Annotated in this window: 14 protein-coding genes; 4 read left to right on the forward strand and 10 right to left on the reverse strand. The window is 43.0% G+C overall.

The features are described 5' to 3' along the window. Positions 1-223 precede the first annotated feature (223 nt). The 4 genes from GFB47_RS06890 to GFB47_RS06905 all read left to right on the forward strand — a co-directional run bounded on the left by GFB47_RS06890 (position 224) and on the right by GFB47_RS06905 (position 3,487). The gene (locus GFB47_RS06890) at positions 224-718 is read left to right on the forward strand and encodes a peptidylprolyl isomerase (protein ID WP_153447309.1); all 495 of its coding nucleotides are present in this window, start codon (positions 224-226) and stop codon (positions 716-718) included. A gap of 88 nt (positions 719-806) precedes the next feature. Further along, the gene (gene lpxH / locus GFB47_RS06895; RefSeq protein WP_153447310.1) at positions 807-1,547 is read left to right on the forward strand and encodes a UDP-2,3-diacylglucosamine diphosphatase; all 741 of its coding nucleotides are present in this window, start codon (positions 807-809) and stop codon (positions 1,545-1,547) included. A gap of 193 nt (positions 1,548-1,740) precedes the next feature. Further along, entirely contained in the window at positions 1,741-2,973 is a 1,233-nt protein-coding gene (locus tag GFB47_RS06900; protein WP_153447311.1) for an EAL and HDOD domain-containing protein, read from the forward strand. Between the two features lie 7 nt (positions 2,974-2,980). Next, a complete protein-coding gene (locus GFB47_RS06905) occupies positions 2,981-3,487 on the forward strand; it encodes a YchJ family metal-binding protein (protein WP_178306489.1) in 507 nt (168 codons plus the stop codon). A gap of 113 nt (positions 3,488-3,600) precedes the next feature. Here the strand turns inward: GFB47_RS06905 and GFB47_RS06910 are convergent, their stop codons facing one another. The 10 genes from GFB47_RS06910 to hisD form a co-directional block, all read right to left on the reverse strand. Next, complete coding sequence (locus GFB47_RS06910; RefSeq protein ID WP_153447313.1) at positions 3,601-5,121, reverse strand: DHA2 family efflux MFS transporter permease subunit; 1,521 nt, start codon at positions 5,119-5,121, stop codon at positions 3,601-3,603. A gap of 24 nt (positions 5,122-5,145) precedes the next feature. After that, on the reverse strand, positions 5,146-6,237 hold the full coding sequence (locus GFB47_RS06915; RefSeq protein ID WP_153447314.1) for an HlyD family secretion protein: 1,092 nt from the start codon (positions 6,235-6,237) through the stop codon (positions 5,146-5,148). 18 nt (positions 6,238-6,255) lie between these two features. Then, the gene (locus tag GFB47_RS06920; protein ID WP_153447315.1) at positions 6,256-6,678 is read right to left on the reverse strand and encodes a MarR family winged helix-turn-helix transcriptional regulator; all 423 of its coding nucleotides are present in this window, start codon (positions 6,676-6,678) and stop codon (positions 6,256-6,258) included. Positions 6,679-6,885: 207 nt separating this feature from the next. Then, complete coding sequence (gene hisIE / locus GFB47_RS06925; RefSeq protein ID WP_153447316.1) at positions 6,886-7,569, reverse strand: bifunctional phosphoribosyl-AMP cyclohydrolase/phosphoribosyl-ATP diphosphatase HisIE; 684 nt, start codon at positions 7,567-7,569, stop codon at positions 6,886-6,888. After that, positions 7,566-8,339 carry an imidazole glycerol phosphate synthase subunit HisF gene (gene hisF, locus GFB47_RS06930; protein ID WP_153447317.1) on the reverse strand — a complete coding sequence of 258 codons (774 nt, stop codon included), beginning with the start codon at positions 8,337-8,339 and terminating at the stop codon, positions 7,566-7,568. Before hisF ends, hisIE begins: the two co-directional genes overlap by 4 nt. Then, on the reverse strand, positions 8,321-9,058 hold the full coding sequence (hisA, locus tag GFB47_RS06935) for a 1-(5-phosphoribosyl)-5-[(5-phosphoribosylamino)methylideneamino]imidazole-4-carboxamide isomerase (RefSeq protein WP_153447318.1): 738 nt from the start codon (positions 9,056-9,058) through the stop codon (positions 8,321-8,323). Before hisA ends, hisF begins: the two co-directional genes overlap by 19 nt. An 18-nt stretch (positions 9,059-9,076) precedes the next feature. Further along, positions 9,077-9,730, reverse strand: a complete 654-nt coding sequence (hisH, locus tag GFB47_RS06940; protein WP_178306459.1) for an imidazole glycerol phosphate synthase subunit HisH — start codon at positions 9,728-9,730, stop codon at positions 9,077-9,079. Next, positions 9,730-10,803 carry a bifunctional histidinol-phosphatase/imidazoleglycerol-phosphate dehydratase HisB gene (gene hisB, locus GFB47_RS06945; protein WP_153447319.1) on the reverse strand — a complete coding sequence of 358 codons (1,074 nt, stop codon included), beginning with the start codon at positions 10,801-10,803 and terminating at the stop codon, positions 9,730-9,732. Before hisB ends, hisH begins: the two co-directional genes overlap by 1 nt. 184 nt (positions 10,804-10,987) lie before the next feature. Beyond that, the gene (gene hisC / locus GFB47_RS06950; RefSeq protein WP_153447320.1) at positions 10,988-12,034 is read right to left on the reverse strand and encodes a histidinol-phosphate transaminase; all 1,047 of its coding nucleotides are present in this window, start codon (positions 12,032-12,034) and stop codon (positions 10,988-10,990) included. Between the two features lie 12 nt (positions 12,035-12,046). Next, positions 12,047-13,405 (reverse strand): histidinol dehydrogenase, encoded by a 1,359-nt coding sequence (gene hisD, locus GFB47_RS06955; protein ID WP_153447321.1) that lies wholly within the window; start codon positions 13,403-13,405, stop codon positions 12,047-12,049.

The raw sequence follows: 13,405 nt of genomic DNA on the forward strand, positions 1-13,405 counted from the left end.
AAAATTCAAGTTTTTCATTATACTCAAAGCGGCGATTAAGTCGATAACCTCAAGCCTTTTCTGGTGCTTGATCGGCTCTTTTTTAAGCAGCATAGCGACAAATGTTATTCCTAAGTGGCTTACGGTTGCTTTCACCCCGAGTTACTATAAAATTACCCTTACTCACTTCTCCTATACTTATGTAACAAAGTATAGATTTAATCAAGAACGAAAGGACTACACCATGATCATCCTGCACACCAACTTCGGCGATATTAAAATTCAGTTAAACGAAGAAAAAGCACCACTAACCAGTGCTAACTTCCTACAATATTGTCAAGATGGCTTCTACGACAACACGCTTTTCCACCGTGTTATCGACGGATTTATGGTTCAAGGCGGCGGCATGACTTCTGGCCTAAAAGAAAAAACCACTCGCGCAACAATCAAAAATGAAGCTAACAATGGCCTAAGCAACAAAACCGGTACACTTGCTATGGCACGTACAAACGAACCACATTCTGCTAGCTCTCAGTTCTTCATCAACGTCAATGACAACACTTTCCTTGATTTCCAATCTGAATCAATGAACGGTTGGGGTTACTGCGTATTTGCTGAAGTAGTTGAAGGTATGGACATCGTTGAAAAAATTAAAAATGTAAACACTGGCTCTTACGGTATGCACCAAGATGTACCACTAGAAGACGTACTGATCACGAGTACCACTATCGAAGCTTAATAGTTTCATTGCCGTAAAAAGGAGAGGCTATGTTCTCTCCTTTTTATTCAATTTCCTCTTTCTAAAATTCCCAAATACATAGGCCTCAATGAGCACGCTTTTTATTGCAGATTTGCACCTCTCTCCATTACGTCCTGATATTACGGATTGTTTTCTGCATTTTATGCAAACCGAAGCACCACAAGCGCAAGCCTTATATGTATTAGGCGATTTATTTGAATTTTGGATCGGTGATGATGATGACACCCCGTTCAACCACACGATTAAACAAGCATTTTCGAGCTTAACCAAACAAGGGGTTAAGTGTTACTTTATTCAAGGAAATCGTGATTTTTTACTGGGTAAACGATTTTGTCAGCAAACTGGCGTAACCTTGCTTGACGATGTGTGTTTAATTGATTTATACGGCATTCCAACGGTCATTTTGCATGGTGATACCTTGTGCACTATGGATGAAAACTACCAAAAATTCCGCGCTCGCGTGCATCAACCTTGGCTACAGTTCTTATTCAATCATATCCCATTATTCATTCGCCAAAAAATTGTGTCTCACGTACAAAATAAAGCCAAACAAGTTAAGCAAACCAAACAAATGAATATAATGGATGTCACGCCCAGTGAAGTGATTGCGGTATTAGAATCCTACCAAGTAACGCAGATGATCCACGGCCATACACACCGTCCATTGGTGCATCAACTTCAGACCAAACAAGGCAACGCCACCCGGATTGTATTAGGCGATTGGTATGAGCAAGGGTCAGTTTTAGTTTGCACTCCTGAATCAACATCGCTACAAACTCGCCGTTTTATCTCCCAAAGCGACCGATAATCCAGCATCTAAATAACTAACACAAAGGCAGTTCACAAAATACTGTTGTTAAAATAGTAAATGCAATCGTTTTCATATATGGTCCAAGCGTATTTCGTTATTGTCGCGTGTTGAACTCATACACGAACCGGTTATATCCACTACACTGTTGATATTACCAAGCGATATTTACAAAAATAAAAGAGATGAGCAGATGTACTCTTACATTGCACGCCAGCCTATTGTTGATCTAGACAGTTCCATCGTAGCTTACGAGTTATTATTTCGTGAGAGCTTAGTTAATACCTTTCCGCAGATGGATCCCGACAAAGCCACCAGCCGGTTATTGATCGAGCATTTCTTTTTGACCAATGTGAAAGATATTGATCGCCAGATATTCTTGGTCAATTTCCCATATCAAAGCTTAATTGAACAAATGCCTACTCTATTTCCATCTGAGTTATTAATGATCGAAGTATTGGAAGACTGTCCGCCCAATGACGAACTCTTTGACGCGATACAATCCTTGCACAGCAAAGGCTATCGCATCGTATTAGATGATTTTGTGCCTTCGGATAAATGGCAACGTTTCTTACCTTTTATTACCTTAATTAAATTTGATATTCGCCAGTTCAGCATTGCTGAGGCGCAAGTTTTTATGCATCAAAACAAGGCATTTAAGCTAAAATATCTGGCAGAAAAAATTGAAGATGATAGCGAATTTCAAGCTTGTATTCAGGCAGGATTCCACTACTTTCAAGGCTATCACTTTCATCGACCTGAAATCATCCGAAAACGCCGGATTGAATCGGCCTCTTTTATGATTGAAGAGCTCAAACAAGCTGTGCAACAAGATATTATTGACTGTGATTATGTCGCCCATTTAATTGAAAATGACATCACTATGACCTATAAGTTGATGCATTTTATGACTGCGCACCACCCAAGTACGTTTGTCTCAGTGCAACAATCATTACAGTTACTTGGCAATGAAAATATCAAATTATTTATCTCGCTATCAATAATTGCTGAGCATGATTCGGTACCGTCACCTTATTATCAATCGTCGATGCAACGCGCTCAATGCTGTTTTCAATTAGCAAAACTCAGCCCACTCGAAATAGATGCTGATCAGGCTTACTTTATTGGTATGTTTTCACAACTGGATAAATTGTTTGAACAACCTTTGGCCGATTTAATCCAATCGCTACCACTGACCTCAGCGGCCAAACTTGCCTTAACTCAACAACAGGGAATACTGGGCGATATATTAAAACTTGCGCTTGCCTTAGAAAACAATCAAGCCGACAATATCGTCAATTTAAGCGCTACATTATCACTTGAAACCCATCAGGCTTTGCAGGTTTTTGCTCAAGCTAATGATTGGTCCACCCCAGAATTTCGTTATCTTGATATCGACACTTCGGTATCGGGTTTAAAACAATAAGAGATCGATTATGCTTTGCCCTTGTTGCAGTAACATCCCCTATTCACAATGCTGTCAGCCTATTCATAATGATGTGACATTAGCCAAGCAGCCCGAGCAATTAATGCGTGCTCGCTATAGTGCTCATGTCCTGAAATTAGTCGATTTTGTGGTGGATACCTATCATTCATCCTGCCAAGCTCCTGCGCAGCGTGCCGCGATTGCAGAATCAATTGAAAGCCAGTGGTGCCGTTTAGAAGTCGTCGCCGCGAGTTCGGTCAATAACGACCAAGGTTATGTCGAATTTAAAGCTTACTTTATGGAAGGAGAGAACGAATTTTGTTTGCACGAACGTTCACGATTTATTAAAGAAAATGGACTTTGGACTTACATTGATGGTTTTATGCCACAATCACCCCAGTTAACTCAAAGCGATGATCCTCGATTAAATCAAAGCATTCAAAGCTTAAAAGTGGGTCGTAATGATCCGTGTATTTGTGGCAGTGGTAAGAAATTTAAGAAGTGTTGCGGTTAATACCATTTGTGCTTCACTTTAATCTAAAAATGCCCAGACTCTTTACCTATCAGTTAAAGAGAGCTGGGCATTTTTTATATCATATTCATAGCAATAAATTTGTCGTCTATTCGTTATTGCTTACTCGGCTTTTTAAATAAAAATAACAACGGCAACATGAACAAACAGACAAACATCATCAAACGATAATCTTGTAAATAACCTAAAATAGCCGCTTGTCGGTTCACTTCTGCATCGATCGATAACAAGCCTGCTTGAGTCGAAATATTGTATAATCCATGCTCCGATGCCATTTTAAGCGGCAAACTGAATGGGGTAATAAATTGCGAAAATGACTCATGATTGATCTGCACTCGATGCGCCAGATAAGTGGTTACCACCGAGATCCCAATACTACTACCAATATTTCGGATCAGGCTATAAAACGCAGTGCCTTCGGTCCTATAGTGTGTGGGTAGCGTAGAGAATGTCATGGTGGATAATGGCACAAACACCAAACCTAAACCGAGTCCTTGTACTACACCGGTTCGAATAATATCCCACGAACTGACTTCAGCCGTAAATAACGTCATCTCCCATAATGAGAAAATCATTAAGCACACACCAATAAACATCAGATAACGTAGGTCGACCTTACGAGCCACTCGTCCTACTATCATCATGCTGGTCATGGTACCAAAACCGCGAGGCGTTAAAAGGAAACCAACATCCAACACAGGATAACCCATCAAACTTTGCATAAAGGGTGGTAATAATGCCATGGTAGCAAGCAGCACCACCCCCATCATAAAACCAATTGTTACCCCAACCACAAAGTTGCGGTCTTTAAACATAGTCGGCTCTAAAAATGGCTTTTTGGCAGTAAACATGTGGACCAAAAACATATACAGCGTGATCGCGGCTAATGCACATTCAATCACGATTTCCATACTTGAGAACCAGTTTTGCGACTCGCCTCGATCCAGAAATAATTGTAATGAGCCAATCGCCACCGCTATTAACGCAAAGCCGAACATATCGAATTTTCGTTTCGCATCCAACGAGGTTTCTTTCACATAAGCGGCAATACCAAACCAAGCCAAAGCGCCAAATGGGATATTAATATAAAACACCCAACGCCAGTTATAATACTCGGTTAACCAACCGCCAAGTGAAGGCCCCAAAATCGGCCCCACCATCACGCCCATGCCCCACAATGCCATTGCAGATCCATGTTGCTCTTTCGGATAAGTATCTAACATCACCGCTTGAGATAACGGTACTAAACTGGCACCAAATACCCCTTGCAGCAAACGAAACGTAATTATTTGATCAAGCGATTGCGCCGCGCCACATAGGGCCGAAGCTAAGGTGAAACCAATCACAGAAAAAATAAACAGGCGCTTACGGCCAATTTTAGCGGCAACAAACCCCGTCATCGGCATCGCAATTGCCGACGCAACAATATACGAGGTTAATACCCAAGATATTTGATCTTGAGTCGCGCCCATCGCGCCTTGCATGTGTGGCAGAGCAACGTTGGCAATAGTGGTATCTAATGCTTGCATTATGGTGGCAAGCATCACCGAGAAAGTGATCAGTAGTCGTTTCGACTTCAAATCTTTTTCTTCTTGGCTGACAATAATTTGGCTCATTTAAACCTCGGACTGATTCAATAATTACAGGTCTAAATGGCGTTCATTTTGGGTATCAACCGTCACTGTGGCACTCATACCCGCACGCAGTTGTGGTGCATCTTTTTGTGGCGTAATTTGAATACGGATAGGTAAACGTTGGGTCACTTTCACCCAGTTACCGGTTGCGTTTTGCGCAGGGATCACAGAGTACTCGGCGCCGGTGGCGGGACTAATACTTTTGACATGACCTGTCCATTGATTATCAGGCGCGTAATCGACATCAATAGCCACTTTTTGACCTACTTTTACATTGGTCATTTCTTTTTCCGTAAAGTTCGCTTCAATCCAAAGGTGAGTATTAGCAACCAGTAACATAGTGGTGTTATTTGGTGAAATATACTGACCTTTTTTCATCACCTTAGAAACTACACCGTCTGCTGGGGCGCGTAATTCAACGTGTTGCAAGTTATATTTGGCTTGGGCTAATTGCGCCTGTGCCAATTTGTATTTAGGGTGTAGTTCAACAGGACGTTCGATATCGCCCCCTAAACTTTCCGCAATTTGTTTTAACTGGGTTTTAAACATATTGGTTTGAAGTTGAAATAATAACGATTTATTTTCCGCTGCTTCATATTCTGCTTGCGATGAATACTTTTTCTGCCATAAATCGTATTGACGCTTTTCTTCACGTTTCGCGAAGTTATATTGGTTTTCTGATACGGCTAAGTTAGCCAGTTTACTCTTGTATTCAGCCTTAGTGGTCAGCAGCCCAGTGCGTACATCATCAAGGTGAGAACGCGCTTGTTGAACCGCAATTTTATACGGCTTTGCATCTATGGTGAGCAATAGTTGACCGGATTTAACCTGTTGATTTTCTTTTACCAATACTTTAGTGACACGTCCTGGTACTTCAACATTAATCAATGTTTTATCCGCTTTAACATAGGCATTGTCGGTTTCAACATAACGACCACCAGTCAAATAGATAAAACCACTGCCCGCAATAATAAGAAGAGGCACGACAAAAAGGAGGACAACACGTTTCGCTTTCTTCTTAGGGCTTTTCACTGCTGGCGATAGAGATTCAACCGTCTTTGTTTCAGGTGAGTCATTATCGGTAGATGGCTTAGTCATATATAAATATTTCCAAAGTTAATAAGACGGTAAGTTTTTATGGATACGTTCTAATGTTTGTACAAAGGCTTCAATCTCTGTTTCAGATAACCCTTCTAAAGCATTGGCCCATACTCGGCTTCCAGCCATTTGAATATGATCGAGTTCTGGTTGTGCAGCTGGCAATAAATAAATCAAATAGGCGCGGCGATCACTAGGATTTGGGCGTCGTTCAATCAACCCCGTTTCTACTAATTGATCGATAATTCGCCCTAATGTCATAGGTTTAATTTCGAGCAATTCAGCCAACTCGACCTGTTTGATCCCTTCATGGCGAGAAATCAAACTTAATGCTCTGGCTTGCGCTAAAGTCATTTCGCCCATCGCGGGATCGCTTTGAAATTCATGTCGAATCAAACGCGAAACGTCTGATAATAAATACCCAATCGGTGCCCTAGCCATAAAAACCTTTGTATCAATTAGTTATGATTGAATGAACATTTCACACTCATGATGACGTGCGGTAAGTCACACATATAGTAAGCATTGCTTATTAAATTTACAAGCGTTTACTGCACAAGTGGGTAATAAAAATAATAACAGACAAAAAAATCGCTTAATGTCAGTAGACATTAAGCGATTTTCTGATTGCTGATTTTTTATGCGGCGTTATTGATGACGTTCTTTCAGCTTATTAATCACATCGTTAAACGACAAGTCTTGGTCTTGCAGCAAAACAAATAAGTGATACATCAAATCAGCAGACTCACACACTAATTCCGCCTTGTCACCCGACGTTGCCGCAAGCGCGACTTCAACGCCCTCTTCGCCCACTTTCTGCGAAATACGCTTAGTGCCACGGGCATATAAACTGGCAGTATAAGAGGACTCGGGATCGGCACTCTTGCGGGCAGCCAATAACTGCTCAAGTTGATGAAGCCACACCAATTGACTTTCGCTGTGTTTACTCGGGTCAATTTGTTGGCCTGCATCAAAACATGTGGTGGTGCCAGTATGGCACGTTGGCCCAATCGGATTAACTTGGATTAATAAGGTGTCTTGATCGCAATCAAGCGCCACATTAACGACATTAAGCGAGTTACCCGACTCTTCACCTTTAGTCCACAAGCGTTGCTTGGTTCTTGAAAAGAAGGTGACTAAGCCGGTTTGCGCGGTTTTTTGCAGCGCGTCTGAGTTCATATAGCCGAGCATTAACACTTGGCTTGATTGAAAATCTTGCACTACAACTGGCAGTAATCCGTCGACTTTTTCCCAGTTAATTCGCGCCGTTAAAGTTGCACAATCCGATGCTTGAAATGCGCTAAGTTGATTTTGATTTGCTACTTCACTCATAAACGTATCTCCACGCCTTCATTTTTCAAATACTGTTTTAATTCACCAATGTTGATCACTTGCTTATGAAAAACTGAAGCGGCTAACGCTCCGTCAACATTGGCCTTTTGATAGGCTTGTTTAAAATGCACCATTTCACCCGCGCCACCTGATGCAATCAACGGAACATGGCACACTTCCCGTACCATATTTAATTGCTCTAAATCGTAGCCATTACGCACGCCATCTTGGTTCATCATATTTAACACGATTTCACCAGCGCCGCGTTTTTGCACTTCAATCACCCAATCTCGGGTTTCCCATTTTGTTGCCTTAGTGCGTTCTTCATCACCGGTAAATTGGTAAACCTGATATTTTCCGGTTTCACTATCAAAGTAAGAATCGATACCAATCACAATACACTGCACGCCAAATTTATCCGCCAGTTCGGTAATAAGTTCAGGGTTTGCTAATGCCGGCGAGTTGATCGACACTTTATCCGCGCCAAACTCTAAAATTCGCGCTGCATCTTCGGCAGACTTAATGCCACCAGCAACACAAAAAGGAATATCAATCACTTCAGCGACTCGCGCCACCCAGCTTTTATCTACCACTCGCCCGTCACTGGATGCGGTAATATCATAAAATACTAACTCATCAGCGCCTTCATCCGCGTAACGTTGCGCCAGAGGGACGATGTCACCAATAATTTCGTGGTTACGAAATTGCACCCCTTTAACTACTTGGCCATCTTTTACATCCAAACAAGGAATTATTCGCTTTGCCAACATGAGAATGCCTCCTCGGCGCTAAACTTACCATCAAGTAATGCGCGGCCAACAATCACGCCCGCAACTCCTGAGCCTTTTAACGCCGCAATGTCCTCTAAACTGCCAATGCCACCTGAAGATTGAAATTGCACTTGTGGGTATTGTTTACAAAGGTCGATATACAATTCAACGTTCGAACCGGTCAATGTGCCATCACGCGAAATATCGGTACACAGCACATGGGTTAAGCCGACCGTGAGATAATCCTCTATCAGCGCTTCAATGGTGACGCCTGAGTCTTCTTGCCAACCAGAAATCGCCACATTACGTACACCCTGCGCGTCAATATTAATATCTAACGCTAACACGATTTTTTCAGCACCGTATTTACTCATCCAACCTTTAACTAGCTCAGATTGTTTTACTGCAGTTGAGCCCACTACAACACGTTGTGCTCCAGCTTCAAGTAAATCGACCACATCTTGCTCTGTGCGTACACCACCACCAATTTGAATGTTGGCTGGGGTGCTGGCTAATAACTTTGCAATCAAATCTAACTGACGCGCATTGGTGTCTTTCGCGCCGGTTAAATCCACCAAGTGAAGCCAGTTCGCTCCCGCTTGATGATATAGGTTAAATTGTTCAGCTGGGTCTACTTTGTATTCTGTTTTCTGTCCGTAGTCGCCTTGAAATAAGCGTACTACTTGACCATCAATTAAATCGAGTGCAGGAATGATCACGATTAAATCCTTTTTAATTTATCCATCTAATTCGAGAAAATTCTGGATCAACTTAGATCCAGCTTTCGAGGAGCGTTCTGGGTGAAATTGCACCCCATAATAGTTGCCACTTTGCAACGCCGCGGTAAACGGCTGACCATAATCACAACGGGCAATAGTATGATCACCAACTTGCATCGCATAACTATGCACAAAATAAAAATAACTCTCTGGCGAAATACCGTTAAACAATGGGTGTCCTGCCACCGGTTGAATTGTATTCCAACCCATGTGTGGCAATGGCAGATCGCCGCTGTCCATCAAACGAACTTCACCATCACACAAGCCAAGACACGCGACGTCTTGCGAGTTAGTTTGAGCGCCTTGCTGACCTTTTTCTTCTGATAACTTACCCAAAAGCTGCATGCCTAAACAAATGCCAAGTAAGGGCTTTTCGACTTGCTTAACCAATTCGATGAGATTACGTTGCTGCAGGTTTTTCATCGCTTCCGATGCGGTGCCGACACCCGGTAAAAATAGCTTATCTGCCGCCAAAACCACCGCGGGATCTTTAGAAATCGTGACCGTATAACCTAAGCGTTCAATCGCAAATCGTACCGATGACACATTGGCGCAGCCGGTATCAATAATCACGACTTTTTGATTGTTTATATCAGAGGATATTAGCGACATTAAAGCACCCCTTTACTGCTTGGCAGTTCATTACCTTCTACTTTTATTGCCTGACGCAAAGTACGACCAAAGGCTTTAAATAAGCTCTCGATGATGTGGTGATCATTATGCCCAGTAGAAGATAAGTGTAAGGTACACGCTAGCGTATCGGTGAGTGAACGGAAGAAGTGCACCACCATCTCGGTTGATAGTTCGCCGACTTGCTCGCGGCTAAATTCAGCGTCAAATTTCAAATAAGGACGGCCAGATAAATCCAAACCGCATTGAGCTAAACATTCATCCATTGGCAAACTAAAGCCAAAGCGACCAATACCGCGCTTATCACCTAATGCTTCTTTGAGTGCTTGACCCAGTGCTAAAGCCGTATCTTCTATGGTGTGGTGATCATCGATATGCAAATCCCCCTCCACCTCAACCACCATTTGAAAACCGCCATGAGTGGCAATTTGGTCGAGCATGTGATCAAAAAAGCCCATACCGGTTGAAATGCTATTACCGCCCTGCTCATCGAGATTCACCGAGATTTTAATATCGGTTTCTTTGGTGGTACGGATCACGGTGGCTTTACGAGCATTGACGGTTAGGTCTTTTAGAATATCCAACCAGTTCATGCTTTCTGGGTTGTATTGAATACCGCGAATCGCCATATTTTCAGCCAGTTGTATATCAGTGGCGCGATCGCCAATCACAGCTGAGGTTTTGAAATCCACTTTTCCCGCTTGCAGATAATCTTTTACCATCCCCAGTTTCGGCTTACGGCAAGAACAATTATCAGCCTCAAAGTGTGGGCAGATCAACACATCATCAAACTTCACCCCTTGTGATGCGAAGATTTCCATCATCATATCGTGCGGCGCATCAAAATCCGCTTGCGGGTAACTGTCGGTACCTAACCCATCTTGATTGGTCACCATCACTAAACGATAACCGGCATCTTGCAGCTTTAATAATACGGGGATCACGTTTGGTTCAAACTTAAGTTTGTCTAAACGGTCGACTTGAAAATCAACCGGAGGCTCAACAATTAAGGTGCCATCACGGTCGATAAAAAGAATTTTATTGGCTTGGCTCACATCGATTTCCTTCTCAGAGCTTACGGCAATCCTAGACTGCCGTGTATACCTGTCGTACTTTAAGCTGCAGCTTTGTTGGCTACGTGCACTCACCCCAATCACTTAGACGAGCTAAACTCATGGGATTCATTTACTTGCCGCACTGCAACATCAATTACTTTGGGTATATATTTAATGATTTTATTTAAGCGGCGATCAAAGCGTTGCGCAGAAAACTTAACGTCTTCTCACACTCATCTCGGTTGCCGATACTAATGCGGACACAATCTTTGATCGGTGAGTTACGTAAAATAATGCCGTTATCCCACGCAGCCTTAAATACTGCGTCACCATCATTGAACTTAACTAATAAATAGTTACCCCAACCTTCAAACACTTCAATACCATCGAGCATACCTAAACCGGCTTGTAAATACGCTCGGTTGGCACTTAAATCCAACACTTGATATCGCATTCGAGCAAGGCCTGCTTCTGATAACGCTTGCACCGCAATATCCGACACCGGCACTGGCACTGGATACGGCGCAATCACTTTTGATAACACCTCAATAATAGAGGGATTGGCAAGAGTAAAGCCACAACGCAGTCCAGCTAGAGCAAAAGCCTTCGACATGGTGCGCAAAATAGCCAAGTTTGGATACTGCGCCAGTAAATCAACCGTAGACGCTTCAGGGCAAAAATCAATGTAAGCTTCGTCCATCACCACAATCGCTTTATCTTGCGTCAACTCTAATAAACGAATAATGTCTTCACGCTTGATCAGATTGCCGGTTGGGTTATTAGGGCTACACACAAACACCAGTTTTACCTTAGCCAGATTTGCTTGGATAGCCTCAAGATCTAATTGCCAATCAGAGGTTAAAGGTACCACTTTACGCTCAACACCCGAAGTTTCAGCGCTAATCGCATACATTCCGTAGGTTGGTGGACAATATAAAATCGCATCTTCATTGGGCTCACAAAATGCGCGGATCAATAACTCAATGCCTTCATCAGCGCCGCGAGAAGTTAATACTTGCTCTGGCGCGACACCGGCATAAGCGGCATAGCCATCAATTAATGCTTTCGGTTGGCACTCGCTGTAACGATTAAGACGTGAGAAATTGGTTTTATATTCATTATCAAATGGCGATTCATTGGCATTGAGCCACACATCACCGCAGCCACCAATACGACGAGCAGATAAATAAGGGGTTAATGCTTGAACTTGTTTACGAGCTAACCTTTCCATGTTGACTCCTAATTAATCGCCTAACTGGCTTTGATTTGATTCTTCAGTGCGGCTTAACTGATCAATACTACTTAGCTTTTCAATACGGCCTAGCTTTTCGATACGGATCGTCACCGCGCGTTTATGCGCATCTAACCCTTCCGCCTCTGCCATCGTCACCACGGTATCGGCCAAACCTTGTAAACCTTGTTGGGTTAATTGTTGCACTGTCATACGCTTTGAAAAATCGGCTAAACCTAAACTAGAATAAGTGCGTGTGTAACCATAGGTTGGTAAGACATGATTGGTGCCTGAGGCATAATCACCCACCGACTCTGGTGACCATTGACCTAAGAAAATCGAACCCGCGTTATCCAATAATGGCAGTAATGCCCGTGGGTCTTGGGTTTGAACAATTAAGTGTTCAGGGCCATAAGTATTGGAAATCTCAACGCATTGCTCTAGCGACTCTGTAATAATAAGCACACTTGAACCCAATGCTTGTTCGGCAATATTGCTACGCGAAAGCTGTTTAAGTTGCTGCTTTATCGCATCTGCAACTTGATCGGCAATCGTAGCTGATGGGGTTAATAACACCACTTGAGAATCAGGTCCGTGTTCGGCTTGAGACAATAAATCGGCCGCTACAAAGTCGGCATCCGCGCCTTCATCGGCAATCACTAATACTTCAGAAGGGCCCGCTGGCATATCAATCGCCGCGCCAGAAAAATCATTACTGACTTGACGTTTCGCTTCGGTCACAAATGCGTTACCCGGGCCAAAGATTTTATCGACTTTTGCCACAGTTTGGGTGCCATAAGCCATGGCAGCCACCGCTTGAGCGCCACCCACGTTATACACTTCATCGATATTGCAGAGCTTGGCAACGTAGAGTATTTCATCGGCAATCGGCGGTGGCGAACATAACACTACTTTGCGACAACCGGCAATTTGTGCCGGCACACCGAGCATTAATACCGTTGAAGGTAATGGCGCGCTGCCACCTGGAATGTACAAGCCGACTTTATTTATCGAGCGAGTGACTAATTCACACACCACGCCCGGTTGGGTTTCAACACTTAATGGCTTCGCTTTTTGTGCTTGGTGAAAAGCTGAAATATTTTTATGCGCTTGTTGCAACGCTTGCTTCATTTTATCGGATAAACGATTTGATGCGGCGTCAATTTCAGCCGCTGACACACATATGGAATCTGGTGCCACGTTATCAAATTTTTGCGTTAATGCTTTCAGCGCCGCATCACCGTCTTGTTGCACTTGCTTGATGACACCCGTGACAATATCGGTAATATTCGCGCCATCACTGATCGCAGGACGCTCCAAAATACTTTGTTGTTGCTGCTCACTTAATGATTGCCAAACCACTGTTTTCAT

Origin of the sequence: Vibrio algicola (assembly GCF_009601765.2) — a bacterium.
GTDB lineage: Bacteria > Pseudomonadota > Gammaproteobacteria > Enterobacterales > Vibrionaceae > Vibrio > Vibrio algicola.